The organism is Paenibacillus faecis, assembly GCF_008084145.1.
Taxonomy (GTDB): domain Bacteria; phylum Bacillota; class Bacilli; order Paenibacillales; family Paenibacillaceae; genus Fontibacillus; species Fontibacillus faecis.
This window is the reverse complement of sequence record NZ_VSDO01000001.1, coordinates 336,128-349,270: the sequence shown is the minus strand read 5'-3', so window position 1 is coordinate 349,270 and position 13,143 is coordinate 336,128. Positions and strand designations below refer to the sequence as shown.

General features: G+C 53.5%; 16 protein-coding genes. 12 read left to right on the top strand and 4 right to left on the bottom strand.

Translation table 11 applies throughout. The features are described from left to right. Positions 1 to 28 precede the first annotated feature (28 nt). From FRY98_RS01605 to FRY98_RS01595, 3 genes are all read left to right on the top strand, one after another. Positions 29 to 1,273: a bacillibactin exporter BcbE gene (locus FRY98_RS01605; RefSeq protein ID WP_148449946.1), complete on the top strand. Its 1,245-nt coding sequence runs from the start codon at positions 29 to 31 to the stop codon at positions 1,271 to 1,273. A gap of 179 nt (positions 1,274 to 1,452) precedes the next feature. Further along, on the top strand, positions 1,453 to 2,130 hold the full coding sequence (gene rpiA, locus FRY98_RS01600; protein WP_148449944.1) for a ribose 5-phosphate isomerase A: 678 nt from the start codon (positions 1,453 to 1,455) through the stop codon (positions 2,128 to 2,130). Between the two features lie 14 nt (positions 2,131 to 2,144). Next, a complete protein-coding gene (locus FRY98_RS01595) occupies positions 2,145 to 2,579 on the top strand; it encodes a GNAT family N-acetyltransferase (protein ID WP_225039428.1) in 435 nt (144 codons plus the stop codon). A 58-nt stretch (positions 2,580 to 2,637) separates the two neighbouring features. Here the strand turns inward: FRY98_RS01595 and FRY98_RS01590 are convergent, their stop codons facing one another. Continuing rightward, complete coding sequence (locus FRY98_RS01590) at positions 2,638 to 3,312, bottom strand: tetratricopeptide repeat protein (protein ID WP_148449942.1); 675 nt, start codon at positions 3,310 to 3,312, stop codon at positions 2,638 to 2,640. Positions 3,313 to 3,537: 225 nt separating this feature from the next. On the opposite strand from FRY98_RS01590, the gene FRY98_RS28345 reads away from it, so the two are divergent. The 5 genes from FRY98_RS28345 (at position 3,538) to FRY98_RS01570 (ending at position 6,821) form a co-directional block, all read left to right on the top strand. Further along, complete coding sequence (locus FRY98_RS28345; RefSeq protein WP_170286996.1) at positions 3,538 to 4,380, top strand: hypothetical protein; 843 nt, start codon at positions 3,538 to 3,540, stop codon at positions 4,378 to 4,380. Continuing rightward, on the top strand, positions 4,332 to 4,619 hold the full coding sequence (locus FRY98_RS28340) for a hypothetical protein (RefSeq protein ID WP_170286995.1): 288 nt from the start codon (positions 4,332 to 4,334) through the stop codon (positions 4,617 to 4,619). The genes FRY98_RS28345 and FRY98_RS28340 overlap by 49 nt, the downstream gene beginning before the upstream one ends. A gap of 102 nt (positions 4,620 to 4,721) precedes the next feature. After that, positions 4,722 to 5,471 carry a 2,3-diphosphoglycerate-dependent phosphoglycerate mutase gene (gpmA, locus tag FRY98_RS01580; RefSeq protein ID WP_148449940.1) on the top strand — a complete coding sequence of 250 codons (750 nt, stop codon included), beginning with the start codon at positions 4,722 to 4,724 and terminating at the stop codon, positions 5,469 to 5,471. A gap of 70 nt (positions 5,472 to 5,541) precedes the next feature. Then, a complete protein-coding gene (locus FRY98_RS01575; protein WP_148449938.1) occupies positions 5,542 to 6,249 on the top strand; it encodes a glycoside hydrolase family 73 protein in 708 nt (235 codons plus the stop codon). A gap of 176 nt (positions 6,250 to 6,425) precedes the next feature. Continuing rightward, positions 6,426 to 6,821, top strand: a complete 396-nt coding sequence (locus tag FRY98_RS01570) for a hypothetical protein (protein WP_148449936.1) — start codon at positions 6,426 to 6,428, stop codon at positions 6,819 to 6,821. A 49-nt stretch (positions 6,822 to 6,870) separates the two neighbouring features. On the opposite strand, the gene FRY98_RS01565 is transcribed toward FRY98_RS01570, so the two are convergent. Next, positions 6,871 to 7,272 carry a hypothetical protein gene (locus tag FRY98_RS01565; protein WP_148449934.1) on the bottom strand — a complete coding sequence of 134 codons (402 nt, stop codon included), beginning with the start codon at positions 7,270 to 7,272 and terminating at the stop codon, positions 6,871 to 6,873. A 230-nt stretch (positions 7,273 to 7,502) separates the two neighbouring features. On the opposite strand from FRY98_RS01565, the gene FRY98_RS01560 reads away from it, so the two are divergent. The 3 genes from FRY98_RS01560 (at position 7,503) to coaD (ending at position 9,398) form a co-directional block, all read left to right on the top strand. Further along, positions 7,503 to 7,883 carry a hypothetical protein gene (locus FRY98_RS01560; RefSeq protein ID WP_148449933.1) on the top strand — a complete coding sequence of 127 codons (381 nt, stop codon included), beginning with the start codon at positions 7,503 to 7,505 and terminating at the stop codon, positions 7,881 to 7,883. Between the two features lie 413 nt (positions 7,884 to 8,296). Further along, positions 8,297 to 8,893 (top strand): 16S rRNA (guanine(966)-N(2))-methyltransferase RsmD, encoded by a 597-nt coding sequence (gene rsmD, locus FRY98_RS01555; protein WP_148449931.1) that lies wholly within the window; start codon positions 8,297 to 8,299, stop codon positions 8,891 to 8,893. 1 nt (position 8,894) lies between these two features. Beyond that, the gene (gene coaD, locus FRY98_RS01550; protein ID WP_148449929.1) at positions 8,895 to 9,398 is read left to right on the top strand and encodes a pantetheine-phosphate adenylyltransferase; all 504 of its coding nucleotides are present in this window, start codon (positions 8,895 to 8,897) and stop codon (positions 9,396 to 9,398) included. Positions 9,399 to 9,416: 18 nt separating this feature from the next. Here the strand turns inward: coaD and FRY98_RS01545 are convergent, their stop codons facing one another. Next, positions 9,417 to 10,634 (bottom strand): nucleoside recognition domain-containing protein, encoded by a 1,218-nt coding sequence (locus tag FRY98_RS01545; RefSeq protein WP_148449927.1) that lies wholly within the window; start codon positions 10,632 to 10,634, stop codon positions 9,417 to 9,419. Positions 10,635 to 10,756: 122 nt separating this feature from the next. Between FRY98_RS01545 and FRY98_RS01540 the strand changes: the two genes are divergently transcribed. Beyond that, a complete protein-coding gene (locus FRY98_RS01540) occupies positions 10,757 to 11,782 on the top strand; it encodes a SepM family pheromone-processing serine protease (RefSeq protein WP_148449925.1) in 1,026 nt (341 codons plus the stop codon). A gap of 17 nt (positions 11,783 to 11,799) precedes the next feature. Here the strand turns inward: FRY98_RS01540 and FRY98_RS01535 are convergent, their stop codons facing one another. Further along, positions 11,800 to 13,035 (bottom strand): nucleotidyltransferase, encoded by a 1,236-nt coding sequence (locus tag FRY98_RS01535; protein ID WP_148449923.1) that lies wholly within the window; start codon positions 13,033 to 13,035, stop codon positions 11,800 to 11,802. Positions 13,036 to 13,143 lie beyond the last annotated feature (108 nt).

The window sequence follows — 13,143 nt, the reverse complement described above, 5'->3', positions numbered from 1 at the left end:
TTATCGACTGTGAAGGGTGGCCATCATAATGGATAACAAAAAAGGCGATTTGGCTGCGCTCGCTTCCATCCCGCTCATCATGACCTTGGGCAATTCCATGCTGATCCCGATACTTCCGCAAATTGCCCGCGAGCTCCGCGTTTCCTCGTTTCAGGTCAGTTTGCTGATCACGGTGTACGCGGTCGTAGCCATTCTGCTCATTCCTGTGGCCGGATATCTTTCGGACAAATGGGGGCGGAAAAAAATCATTCTTCCCAGCTTGGTTATCGCCGGGATCGGGGGAGCGGTTTCCGGGGTTGCCCCCTGGTTTTCGGAAGGCTTGGCGGTTTATTGGATCATTCTGGCCGGGCGCTTTTTACAAGGAATTGGCGCAGCCGGCGCCTTCCCGATCGTCCTGCCCCTGGTGGGGGATCTGTTCGACGAAGAGGATGAAGTAAGCCACAGTCTGGGGATTATCGAAACCTCGAATACGTTCGGTAAGGTGCTCAGCCCGATCCTAGGGGCGCTCTTGGGCGCGTGGATCTGGTATGTGCCGTTTCTGGCGATTCCTGTTATGTGCCTGGTGTCTCTTCTTCTGGTCCTTTTCTTGGTTAAAGAGCCGGAACGCCGTCATGAAGCCAAGCCTTTAAGGGAGTTTTTAACTTCACTGAAAAACGTGTTTGTCGAGAAAGGGCGCTGGCTCTATGCTATTTTCGCGATCGGCTGCATCTGCATGTTTTTGCTCTTCGGCGTGCTGTTTTATTTATCCGATCAATTGGAGAAACGGCATGGACTGGACGGGGTAATAAAAGGGCTGGTTTTGGCCATTCCTTTAGCAGCCTTGTGCCTGGCTTCCTATATTACGGGGAAAAAAATCGGAAAGAACAAAAAGCTGATGAAATGGTGTGGTGTTGTCGGGCTGATTATGGCAACGGGAGCATTATTCGGGATCAGCTTTTTGAACAATATTTATTTCGTGATCGCTTGTTTGATCGTATGCGGGGTCGGCATCGGAATCGTTCTGCCGAGTTCGGACGCTTTAATTACCGAAGGAATCGATAAGGAATTAAGGGGAACGATCACCTCCGTTTACAGCAGTATGCGCTTTATCGGGGTTTCGTTGGGACCACCAGTCATTTCTTTGCTGGTGGGGGCCGGCCACACGATGATGTTCATCGTGATCGGAGCCGTGGCTCTAATCGCGGTTGTACTGCTTCTACTGATGGTTAAGCCCGAATCCGACAAGGGCGAAGAGGGCAGACGAAAAGCGCCTAAACCGATCCATCAGGCTTGACGCAACGGTTGTCATAGTTGAATATACCTAATGATGAACAGCGAATCCGGGATTTGCCGAAAGGGGGATCTCGGGGTACGCTGTTCTTTTTTGCGCCTGTTTTTGGTATGATATTAGCTGGTTCGATAAAAAACAAAATCCGTTACATATAGGATGCCACAAAATAAGGAGGCGGAACTATGAATGCGAAACAGGCGGCTGGATATAAGGCGGCCGAATGGGTTCGGGACGGGATGACCGTCGGTTTGGGAACCGGGTCCACAGCCTATTATGCTATCGAGAAAATCGGAGAGATGGTGGGCAAGGGCTTGAAGATCCGGGCGATTGCGACCTCGAATGCTTCCGAGGAGCTTGCGGTGAAATACGGGATTCCGCTAGTGGCGTCATCCGAAGTGACCCGGCTGGATATCGCGATCGACGGAGCGGACGAAGTGGATCCGCAGATGGCGCTGATCAAAGGAGGGGGCGGCGCTCTGCTGCGCGAGAAGCTGGTGGCGATCAACAGCGACCGGTTCATCGTCATTGCGGACAGCGGTAAAATGGTGTCCCAACTGGGAGGATTCAAGCTTCCGATCGAGATCGTGCCTTTTTGCTATGAATGGACGCTGGGCCGGCTGCAAGAACGCTATAAAGTTGAAATCGAAATGCGCCAGCGGGACGGACAACTTTACGTCACGGACAACGGGAACTATATCGCGGATGCGTCTTTTGGCAAGATTGTATCGCCGGGCGAGTTAAGCCATGAATTGAAAATGACGACCGGCGTCGTGGATCACGGATTGTTCGTAGATATCGCCGATACGGTTATCGTAGGCTATGACGATGGAAGAACCGAAGTGATCGGTAAAAAGGAATAAGGGAGGAACCGAGCGTGCTCGTTCAAGTGACCTCGTTCCCCGCCGAAGAGGCTCTGCGGGAGCTGATGGAATATGCGGCAGGTTTTGACCCCGAACGGGAAAAAGAGGCCTGGGAACTTTATGCGTCCGGTGGACAAGCCGAGTTATACGGTTATCAAGAGGAAGGGGAATGGATCGGGTTAATCGGCTTTGCCCTCCGGGAAGGCGGCCAGATGGACATTCACCATCTTGCGGTACATCCGGAAGACCGCTTGAAAGGTTACGGACGCGGAATGCTGCTGGAGACCTTGCTTCTCAAACAACCCCGGGTCATTACGGCCATAACCGATGAAGAGGGAGCCGATTTTTTCCGCAATATCGGATTTTCGGTCCAAGGCTTTATCTCGCAAGGCGGGTACGAGGAGTTTCGGTGCGTTTATCGGACAGAGGAAGAAGAATCGGACGAATAGAAAAAATGAAAGCCGCATCCTCCGTGTGAACGGGGATGCGGTTCTTTTATTTTTTCGGCTAAACAAACAGGGAAGAAAAGTAGCTGCGCACCGCCCATTTTCGTTCATGGCGTTTTTTGAATTTAGGCAGGCTTCTGTAGACGGCTATGGATTCCTGAAAGGCTTGGTTTGCCTCTTCCTTGCGCCCCAGCGAGCGGTAGAGACTGCCGAGAAGGTAGCAGGCTTCGCTGGAGGAGGATTGGATTTCACCGTATTTACCGACGTAGACCAGCGCCTTCTCGGGATTAGTTTCCTTAAAGGCCAGCGCCAGCGTTAAATAAGGTTGGCCGTATCTTACGCGTTCGTTGAGTCGGATCGCTTGAAGTTTCATGGCTTCGCCTTCGTCCAAGCGCCCCAGCCCGATGGTCGCCGTCCCCAAGTCGTCCCAATATTCCGCCGAGCTCTCGGAGTAGTCTCGCACTTCTTCAAGAAGAGCCAGCGCTTCTTTGTACTTTTTGCGTTCCAGTAACAGGCCGGCCAGTTCGCGTTTCGCGGAAACATCAAACGGACTCAGGGAAAGCTGCTGACGTAGCTTGCTTATATTTCGATATCTTTTAAAAGGTCTGGAGATGCTCGGAAATACGCCGATAAAACGCCGATCGATAAAATAAAGGACTGCGAGCAAAATTATAACGGCAATCCAGGGATTCCCTATCAACCAGGTCAACAAAATAAAAAGCATGAGCTTGCTCATAAGTTCCTCCACCCATCATTGTATTTACCAATTATAGCATAGTGTGGGCGATGGAGGATTATAGTTATACGATGGTTTGGGTATTAATGAATAGGAGTAAAAAAAGAAAGAAGCCGCCAAAAGCTGGCGGCTTCTGAAGTTGAACGGTTTGACGGAGGTTATTGCATACCGCGCATAACCGAGCTGGAGCTCGATGGGCTCAATTGTGACCCGGACGTTTGGCCGATGGAAGATCCGAAGGACGACCCGCCGGATCCCATGGATCCGACGGAACCGACAGACCCCATAGAACCGGTGGAACCGGCAGATCCAACTGAGCCGAGGGAACCGGCGGAGCCGATAGATCCGACGGACCCTGCGGAAGATCCGAAAGAGGAACCGCTTTGCGGACCGAAGGATGATCCGGCCGACGATCTGAGCGAAGAAGTTCCAAAGGATCCTGCCGACGAACCGGAGGCTCCGAACGACGAATTTACAGGCGAAGCTCCGATGGAAGAGCCTGCGCCAAAGGATGCACCGGATCCGATGGAAGAGCTTGCGCCAAAGGATGAACCGGCCCCGATGGAAGAGCCTGCGCCAAAGGAGGATCCAGACCCGATGGAAGAGCCTGCGCCAAAGGATGAACCGGCCCCGATGGAAGAGCTTGCGCCAGAGGAGGATCCAGACCCGATGGAAGAGCCTGCGCCAAAGGAGGAGCCGGCCCCGATGGAAGAGCTTGTGCCTGAAGAGGAGTCGGATCCGATGGAAGAGCCCATGCCAAAGGACGAACCCGAGCCGAAGGAAGTTCCGCCGGAAGAAGCGCCAATGGAAGAAGCGCCAATGGAAGAAGCGCCAATGGAAGAAGCGCCAATGGAAGAAGATCCAATCGAAGAAGATCCAATCGAGGAAGAGCCGATGTTTCCTTGGTTAAATCCCGTTTGGCTAAATCCCGTTTGGCTAAATCCCCCCCCAAATGAGCTGGACGGTCTGTATTCCTGGCTTCCGAATTGGCTGGTTCCAGAGAAAGAGGTTCTTTCAATTTGGCTCGTCAGCTGCGACAGCTGCTGGAACTGCTGCATCGCTTGCTGATGACCTTGAATCGCTGTCTGAATCGTTTGAACCGCCTTGCGTTCGCGTTGAGCCAACTGCTCCAGTTGAATCGCGTTTTGTTGTTCCTGTTCCAGCATTTGCTGATACATGGCGGTAGATTGGCGGGTTTGCTGTTCCAATTGTCTTACAATCTGTTCGATCTCGCGAACTTGCTGAGAGACATTATTGTACATGTAGTTTGTCCTCCTAAATGTTTAGATATTGGGAATCATGGTTAGCTTGCCCACCATGTACCTCGATATGCATGTTAGAATGTACGGCCGAATTTCCGTTTATGTGGAGAAAATATCTTACTACGAAATAAGAAAGGTGATGGATGAATGTACCGGTTGGTGCTGGTCAGACATGGAGAAAGCGAATGGAACAAATCCAATTTGTTTACGGGATGGACGGATGTCGACTTATCTGCGAAAGGAGCCAAGGAAGCGAAGGACGCTGGAATTTTGCTGAAAGAGGGGAAATTCGTTTTCGATGTGGCCTACACTTCCTACCTTAAGAGGGCGATTAAAACACTGTACTATATCCTGGATGCGATGAATTTGCTCTGGATCCCGGTGCATAAGACTTGGCAGCTGAATGAACGGCACTACGGGGCTCTGCAAGGGTTGAGTAAATTGACGACAGCCCAGCAGTATGGAGAGGATCAGGTTATGTTATGGCGCCGAAGCTTTGATGTGCTTCCTCCTTCCCTTAATCAGGAGGATGAGCGTTATCCGCGAAACGATCCGAAATATCGCGATGTTCCGGATTCGCAAATCCCCCTGACGGAGAGCCTGAAAGAGACGATCGTGCGAGTGCAGGATTATTGGGACAGAGAAATCAAGCCACAGATCCTTGCGGGGAAAAACGTGGTCATCGCAGCCCATGGCAACAGCCTCAGAGCCCTGGTGAAATATCTGGAGAATTTAAGCAATGAGGAGATCGTGGATGTCAACATCCCCACGGGAACTCCGTTGGTTTACACGTTGGACGAAAATTTAAAACCTGTGGAAAAGTACTATCTGGGAAGCGACCAGAAGGTGGAGCACAAAATCAGAAAAGCGGCGGATCCCGACAAGATCCTGGAATAAGCCTGTTTTGTCCTATTCTGTCCAAGCGTCCGGAGAAACCTCTGCATATGCTGATTTTGGAGGTGATGAGATGGACAGAGCGGAATTCATCGCTGCAATTGCTCCGGACGCGGTGAAAGACTGGCATCAAAGCGGAGTTCCCGCTTCCCTCACGATCGCTCAAGCCGCATTGGAATCGAATTGGGGATCCAGCGGTCTGGCGAGACAAGCCAACAATTTATTCGGAATTAAAGGTAACGGGCCTGCAGGCAGCGTAATGATGCCGACGACGGAATACCGGAACGGATCACCGATACGAATCCATGCCCCGTTCCGGAAATACCGCTCGTGGGCAGAATCGATAGCGGATCATACCCGGCTGTTGCAGAATAAACGATACGCCGGGGTGCTGCGGCGTTCCGGGCAGGAGGCGGCTAAGGCGGTCGCGGCGGCAGGTTATGCGACCGATCCGTCATACGCTTCCAAATTAATCGGTTTGATGGATAAGTATAATCTATATCAATATGATACTCGGAAAGGGGATGAGCCGATGACGGCCGAGGAAAAGAAGCGGTTTGACGCCCTGTTGGATACGGTGAACATGCAGGCGGAGCGGATTGCCGAACTGGAAAGAAAGGCGAGCATGCCCGTACCGGATTGGGCCAAAGCAGCGGTTCAGGCCGCCGTCAGCTATGACCTGGCCCGGCCGCTGATCGATACCCCGGAGGGCGGAAGCCTCGATTTCTACCGGGTCATCACCATTTTGCATCGCCGCGGACTGTTTGACAAGAAAGAATGAAATCCAACAAATTCAGGAAATGAAATGACGGTTTTTTAATCCAAAAGTTACGGATTTGTAAATTTCTATATATACAAGGATTGGGAAAAGGCTTATACTCATGGTATGGGGAACGAAAAACACAAAGAAGACACCCTCTTTCTGCATAGTCATACCAATAGAAAGGAGTGTGTTGGATGGATTCGCTGGAACAAATAAAGGAGCATTACAAGTCTCTGGAAAATCGGGTCCGGTTGTTTATCATGGTGCACTCCGACATAGAATACGTTCAAGGATCTTCCGAATGTGTGGAAGGCGGGGCATTTACTTGGGCAACCCTCTCTCCGGATTCCCAACTCATACAATCCGAACTGTACCATGAATATATGTCCTTGATCAAGCGAGCGAGAAAGCACTTGGAATTGGCCGGGAGCTCCTATCTTGAAACATTTGATAAGAGCTGCGCCGAGGTCAAAGCTTATATTTTGCAGGAAAATCTTCTTTGGGGCTCGTCCCTTCAAGATGTTTTCATCGGTGTTAAAAAAGAACTTGACCTGCAACGAGGTCTGATTGCCCAGCCGATTTTGATCTGAAAAAGCGAAACAGCGCGAAGGCGTCGCAGAGTATATCTGTGACGCCTTTTTACCGTTTCAAACTCCCCCAGGAAATGGCGAAACTTCCCTTATGCTGTTTCCCCTTCACCTCAAGACGGTAGTTTCCGGGTTGATCGAGCTGGACGACAAAGGAGGAAGTTTGGATTTGTTTTCCTTGATAGGAGGGGTTGCCCTGACTATCCGTCAAGGAAATATCCAACTGCCCGGAATCGGTGGTTACTTCAAACCCGACCTCCAACGGCTGACCTTTTTCCACCTGAATGTCCTTTTCTTTTTGCCCCGTAAACTTGGCGTATTTCATGCTCATCGAGGTTGGGGTGTTGGTCTCTACGGCCATTTTCGTGGACTCACAGCTTGTGAGAAGAAGTGCCGCCATCACCATGGCCAAAAATCCTTTAAACGAAAAAACGCTGCGCCACAACGGACTCATAAAAGGAACCTCCCCAGATTTGAACTGTTTTCTTAATACAGCATACAACAGAATCTGGAATATCGGCTATGAAATCTGATATACCCGGCATAAAAAGCGAAATGAGGATCAGATATTTAAAACGGCCGTAAAACTGCCATATTATAAACTTAAATGCTAAGCTTAACCGATAGCACTGCTCTGGCAGTTCTGGTACAATACCATCATCAAGTTTTAAGGAGCGGAGTCCCATGGACAATGATCTTAAAGAGTTGCTGCAATCGGTAATTCGAGCGGAATTGGTACCCGTGAATGAGCGCTTGGAACGTATCGAAACAGAACAGCAGGAAATGAAGCAAGAACTCCAGGGGATAAAGCAAGAGCAGCAGGGGATGAAACAAGAACTCCATGAGATAAAGCAAGAACTTCAGGAGGTAAAGGAAGAACAGCTGGGAATGAAACAGGATCTGCTGGAGATGAAGCAGGATCAGGTTTTGATCAAGCGTGTGGTACTGGAAACCAATGATCGCCTGAAGAACGTGGAAACCATTTTGGAGAATCAGCATAGAATCATCGAGCTTCTCTCTGCTCGTTCGATCCAGCAGGAAGCAGAATTAAAAAGAATCAAGTAAACCGGTCCCGTGGGGAATCGGCATGTTCCACGTTGGATTCAGGAATTCCCGACCGCTCTCTATGAGCGGTTTTTTGCTTTTTCGCATTATGGTTAAAGTTCAGTTCATCAACTCATAAAAAAAGGACAAAAACCTTCGTAGAAAACCTTGCTACAAAGGCTTTTGTCCGGGCGCCCCTTGCGGGACGCCCATCATGGGAGAGGAGAAACCGGACGAAGAGCTTATGGGGAAACGTAAGTCTTCTCCGCGGTTGTCTACGACATTTGTGATGTCGATAGTACCATTCTGATCACTTTAAGGGTGATTTATACATCCTTGCGAGAAAATATGGAGAGATTTCAATTTTTAATTCCCCGTTCGATTATGGTACGATAGCGTCAGGCATTTTTTGCATGAAGGAAGGGAAGCGAAACATGAGAGTCATATCGGGCAGTGCCCGGGGGAGAGCGCTCAAGGCGGTCCCCGGTATGGGGACAAGGCCCACGACAGACAAAGTGAAGGAGGCCTTGTTCAGCATGATCGGGCCGTATTTCGAAGGGGGCTGCGCGCTGGATTTGTTCGCGGGTACCGGCGGACTGGGGATCGAGGCCTTGAGCCGCGGAATGGACAAAGCCGTATTCGTGGACTTGGAATATAAAAGCATCGAAATCGTTCGCGCCAATTTGCGGACGGCGGGGCTGGAGGACAAGGCGGAGGTTTATAAAAATGACGCCGAACGGGCGCTCAAGGCGTTAGCCAAGCGCGAGGCGAAGTTTAATCTCGTCTTTCTGGATCCGCCTTATCGTCTAAAGCATGGGGACAAGCTGATGAGCATGATGGATCAGCTAGGCCTGCTCCATCCCGGAGCGACAATCGTTTTGGAGTATGAATCCTCGTACGCTTATCCGGAGCGGGTCGGGGCCTTTGCCGAGACGAGAAAGGCCCAGTACGGCGAGACGGCTGTCTCTATCTACCGCTACAATGAAGAGGATCATGAACCCCCGGTTCAAGAACCGGGCGAGGAGGCATAAGATGGAACATCAAAGAAAAACGCCGCGGATCGCGGTTTATCCGGGAAGCTTTGACCCGGTGACAAAGGGGCATATGGATATCATTCAGCGGGCGTCGCGCCAGTTCGACAAACTGATCGTAGCCGTCCTGAACAACTTGAGCAAAAATCCTTTGTTTACGGTGGACGAGCGAAAAGAATTGCTCGGCACGGTGACGGCGCATTTGCCTAATGTGGAAATCGACAGCTTCCGGGATCTGCTCGTCAATTACATGGATCTCAAGCAGGCTCATGTAATCGTAAGAGGGATCCGGTCCGTAACCGATTTTGAATACGAACTCCAACTGGCGTCGACGAACCACAAGCTGAACAGCGAGGTCGAGACGATTTTTATGATGACCAATCCGAAATATTCCTATCTCAGCTCCAGTGTGGTGAAGGAAATCGCCAGCTTCCACGGGGACGTGGGCGACCTCGTTCCGCCGGAAGTGGAGAAGGCGCTGAAGGAGAAATTCGCGAACCGTTGAAGGATATCAAGCAAAGCATCAATTCGCATTTTTTTTGTAAACGAGCGAAATGACCAGAAAAGCTGCGACAAGGAACAACAGCAGCCAAAACTGGGCCTGAACAACTCCGGAGATTTGCTCCCATCCCGGTATGGGAAAAGAGCCCGCGGTAACGGAAGGCAGATCAACCTCCGCCGTGGTGGACTTGACTTGGGGGAGCCATTTGGACATCGGAGCCCACAGCAGTAAAGTCAATACATAGGCGTATGCTCCATGAAGCAGTCGAGTCAGCAAAAAATACTTCGTACCGCCCAGGCCGGCAGGCTTCAGGACGGACCTCGCCTGCAGAAACGCGCAGATTCCGCTCCATCCCAGCAAAGCGCCGAGCAGTGCGCAGACCATCGCCGGCGGAAGCGACAGCCGGGCGGCCGTGTAGGTGCCCAGATGGACTTCCAGCAGGCCGGCCACGACGAAGGAAGGAAGAAATCCGGGCAAGATGCCGGTCAACACATGGATGACCACTGCAAAAATAAGCATATAACCGCCGGTCGTCATCGAGATCTGTACTCCCGAACTGACCGTATCCCCCAGCAGTTTGCCGATACCGCGGCCGTCCGCCCTGCGGGCTTCTTCCATTTGCGCGAGCGCCTGGCGGAATCGGGACGGCCGGGGGCGGGAGGGAGAGGTGACGGCCGGCTTTGCTTTGGGTTCGGGGCCCGGACTCCGGTCCAGAAGGTGAAGCGTAACGCCTGCGGCGAGGCCGCCGAGCCAATGCGCGGCAAGGAGCAGGAGGCCCCACTCGGGCCGCCCCCAGAAGCCGGTGCCGACCACAACCGCAATGAGCATCGGACTGGCAAAGTGGGCGGATGCGGCCATCTTTTCCGCTTCCAGAGCCGAAATCTTGCCTTGTTTGTACAGAGTGGCCGCGGCGGATGCGGCGGCCGGAAAACCCGCCGTAAGACCGAGCGGCAGCACCCAGGCATAAGAGCCGGGCAGGCCCAGTCCCCTTCGGGTTAACGGCTCGACCAAGACGCCGAGCCCGTGAGCGAAGCCGCCGGCAAGCAGGATTTCGGACAGCACCAGAAACGGGAGAAGGGCGGGGAACACGATCCGCCACCAGACGGTTAACCCCTGGCCGGAAGCCTGAAAGGCCTCGCGGGGGTCGATCATAATACAAACGACGAGCAGGACGGCGGACAGCCCGAATAGCAGTGTCGCCGAAAAGCTGCTTCCGGAAGTGGAGCTCTTGCTTGGCAAGGAGTTCACCTACTTTTTTTGATAATCGCTAAAAAACGAATGGAATAGTACAAGATATATGCTCGGGAGGCAAAGTACATGCCATTGTCCGAGAACGGCAAAATCAGAGGGGGGAGAGGGAAATGCGCAGAAGCAGATCGTCCGTCATTAAAGCGGGGCTGTATTTAATCACGTTGGCCATATTGATTTACGTCCTGGTGTACATGCCCACGCCTTATATGATCCATCAACCCGGTTCGGCGGAGGAGATCAAACCGATCGTCAGCGTTAAGAAAGGGGATACGGAAGAAAAGGGAACCTTTATGCTGACCACCGTTTCCGTCAGCTATGCGAATATCGCTATGCTCGTCACGTCCCAATTTCAGCCTCACACGGAAGTCATCCGCAAGGAACCGGACCGGAACGAGGAGGAATATCAGACCGAGCAGCGCTACTACATGAATACTTCGCAATCCAGCGCGATCATGGCCGCTTACAAATACGCGGGGGTCGAATACAAAATCGTGCCGGAGTATGTTTTTGTGATCGGCCTTTCCGACAAGATCACCCCCAAGGGAGAGTTTCATCCTGGAGACATCCTCAGAAAAGTGGACGGGAAGAAAGTCGAAAAGTTCGAGCAGCTGGCTGAGCTCATGTCCGGGAAATCGGCGGGGGATCAAGTAGCGGTGGAGCTGGAGCGAAACGGGAAAAAGGTCGAACAGCGGGTAGAGCTGGTGGAACTCGGCGAAACCAACGGGATCGCCAAAGTGGGATTCGGGGTCAGCGTCGGGGAAGTCCGAAAAATCCAGCCGCAGGATCCGGGCATGGAGGTGCATTTTGCCGAAACGCGAATCGGCGGTCCTTCCGCAGGGTTGATGTTCTCCCTGGAAATTTATAACCAGCTGACCCCCGGGGACCTGAGCAAAGGCTACCGCGTTGCCGGAACGGGCACCGTGGCGGAGGACGGAACCGTCGGCCCGATCGGCGGGGTCCAGTTTAAAATCGTCGCTTCCGATCGGGAGAAGGCGGATATATTTTTTGTGCCGGAGGACAATTATAAGGAAGCAAAGGCGAAGGTCGACGAACTCGGGACTTCGATGAAGCTGGTTCCGGTCAAGCGAGTCGACGACGCCCTGAAGTATTTGAAGGAGCTGTCGTACAAATCATAAAGGCCGAACCTCGGCCTCTATAACTGAAGTGGAGGCTGCCGATAATCCCGCAACATATCTTCCGTCGTTCTTGTCGTCATGGCGTTCGCGTAAAGGGCGGAGGCTTTGAGATCAAGCGCCAAATGAGAATGAGCCTCGCCGCCGGCCGCCCGGGTGATGACGGGGAGGGCGGCCGTTTTTCTCATCGTTTTGAGCAGCGCTCTGCCTTTTTGCGAAAAGCCCAGGACCCGCAAATATTGCGGCCCTTGCCCCAAAGCTTCAGGGGCGAGGGAATCGGCCGGATGCTGAAGCAAAACATGGAGCAGGGTCCGCTGAAGTTTGGTGTGCGTGTAACGCTTCGTTTTCAGCTGTTTGACCAGCTCGGATACCGTGGGGTGGCTTAGATCGGATAACAGACGTTTAATCCGGTACTCCAGCCCTTCGGTCATTTCATGATGGGCCGCGAGCTCGCCGGGCGTGCAGGCGAGCAGCCGGTGAAACAACTGGGGCGCGAACCGCTCCCAGTCCATCGGCCCCCGCCCGGCGGCGAACTCGCGGGCCAGTACGGCCGCCGTGAACGGCGGCACGTACGGCTCCGCGGCGGCAAGCCCGCCCGCCTTGGCCAGGAGCGCCCGCACGGCGGTGGCGCTAGCGATCGCGGCGTCCCGCGGCGCCGCGTCGTGGTACCCCGCGGCCCGCCGCCGCACCGTCAGCGGCGCGATGCCGCTGGACAGCCGCCGCAGCGCGATCAGGTAATGCAGCCCCAAACTGTTGTTGGGCTGCATCAAAAGCGCTCGCGCCGCGGCGGCATCGCCGCCCGCGCAGGTGCGGGCGGCCGCGGCGGCGTAGGCCGCGGGGTAGCTCGCCCCGGTGGCGAGCTCCTCGCGGACTGCCGCCCGGAGCGCGGCGCTCTCGTCCGCCAGCCGCTCCGCGAGCGGCTGCAGGGCCTCGAGCGCCCCGGCTTCGCTGCCGAAGCACAGATGCGTCACGACGCCGGTCGCCTGGAGCGTGGCGACGGCGCCGTACGCAAACCATTCGGCCGGCTGCACGGCATAGGCGACCGGCAGCTCCAGCACGAGGTCGACGCCGAGCCGCAGGGCCATTTCGGTCCGGGCCCATTTGCCGACGATCGCGGGTTCGCCCCGCTGCAAAAAATCGCCGCTCATCACGGCGACGGCGGCTTCGGCACCGGCCAGCCGCTTGGCTTCGGCGAAATGATAGGCATGCCCGTTATGAAGCGGATTATATTCGACGATGAGTCCGACGGTCTTCAAAGTTCGTTCCCCTCTGACGGCACAGCTTCCGCAGGGCGCTCTGTAGAGGCGCGCCGGCGGTTACTGCACGATGATTTTGGTTTATTTAATATGAATAATAACACAGCA

Coding starts and splice junctions, on each gene's coding strand:
- FRY98_RS01605 (WP_148449946.1), top strand. CDS start 29: ATGGATAACAAAAAAGGCGATTTGGCTGCGCTCGCTTCCATCCCGCTC.
- rpiA (WP_148449944.1), top strand. CDS start 1,453: ATGAATGCGAAACAGGCGGCTGGATATAAGGCGGCCGAATGGGTTCGG.
- FRY98_RS01590 (WP_148449942.1), bottom strand. CDS start 3,312: ATGAGCAAGCTCATGCTTTTTATTTTGTTGACCTGGTTGATAGGGAAT.
- FRY98_RS28345 (WP_170286996.1), top strand. CDS start 3,538: ATGGAAGATCCGAAGGACGACCCGCCGGATCCCATGGATCCGACGGAA.
- gpmA (WP_148449940.1), top strand. CDS start 4,722: ATGTACCGGTTGGTGCTGGTCAGACATGGAGAAAGCGAATGGAACAAA.
- FRY98_RS01575 (WP_148449938.1), top strand. CDS start 5,542: ATGGACAGAGCGGAATTCATCGCTGCAATTGCTCCGGACGCGGTGAAA.
- FRY98_RS01570 (WP_148449936.1), top strand. CDS start 6,426: ATGGATTCGCTGGAACAAATAAAGGAGCATTACAAGTCTCTGGAAAAT.
- FRY98_RS01565 (WP_148449934.1), bottom strand. CDS start 7,272: ATGAGTCCGTTGTGGCGCAGCGTTTTTTCGTTTAAAGGATTTTTGGCC.
- FRY98_RS01560 (WP_148449933.1), top strand. CDS start 7,503: ATGGACAATGATCTTAAAGAGTTGCTGCAATCGGTAATTCGAGCGGAA.
- rsmD (WP_148449931.1), top strand. CDS start 8,297: ATGAGAGTCATATCGGGCAGTGCCCGGGGGAGAGCGCTCAAGGCGGTC.
- coaD (WP_148449929.1), top strand. CDS start 8,895: ATGGAACATCAAAGAAAAACGCCGCGGATCGCGGTTTATCCGGGAAGC.
- FRY98_RS01540 (WP_148449925.1), top strand. CDS start 10,757: ATGCGCAGAAGCAGATCGTCCGTCATTAAAGCGGGGCTGTATTTAATC.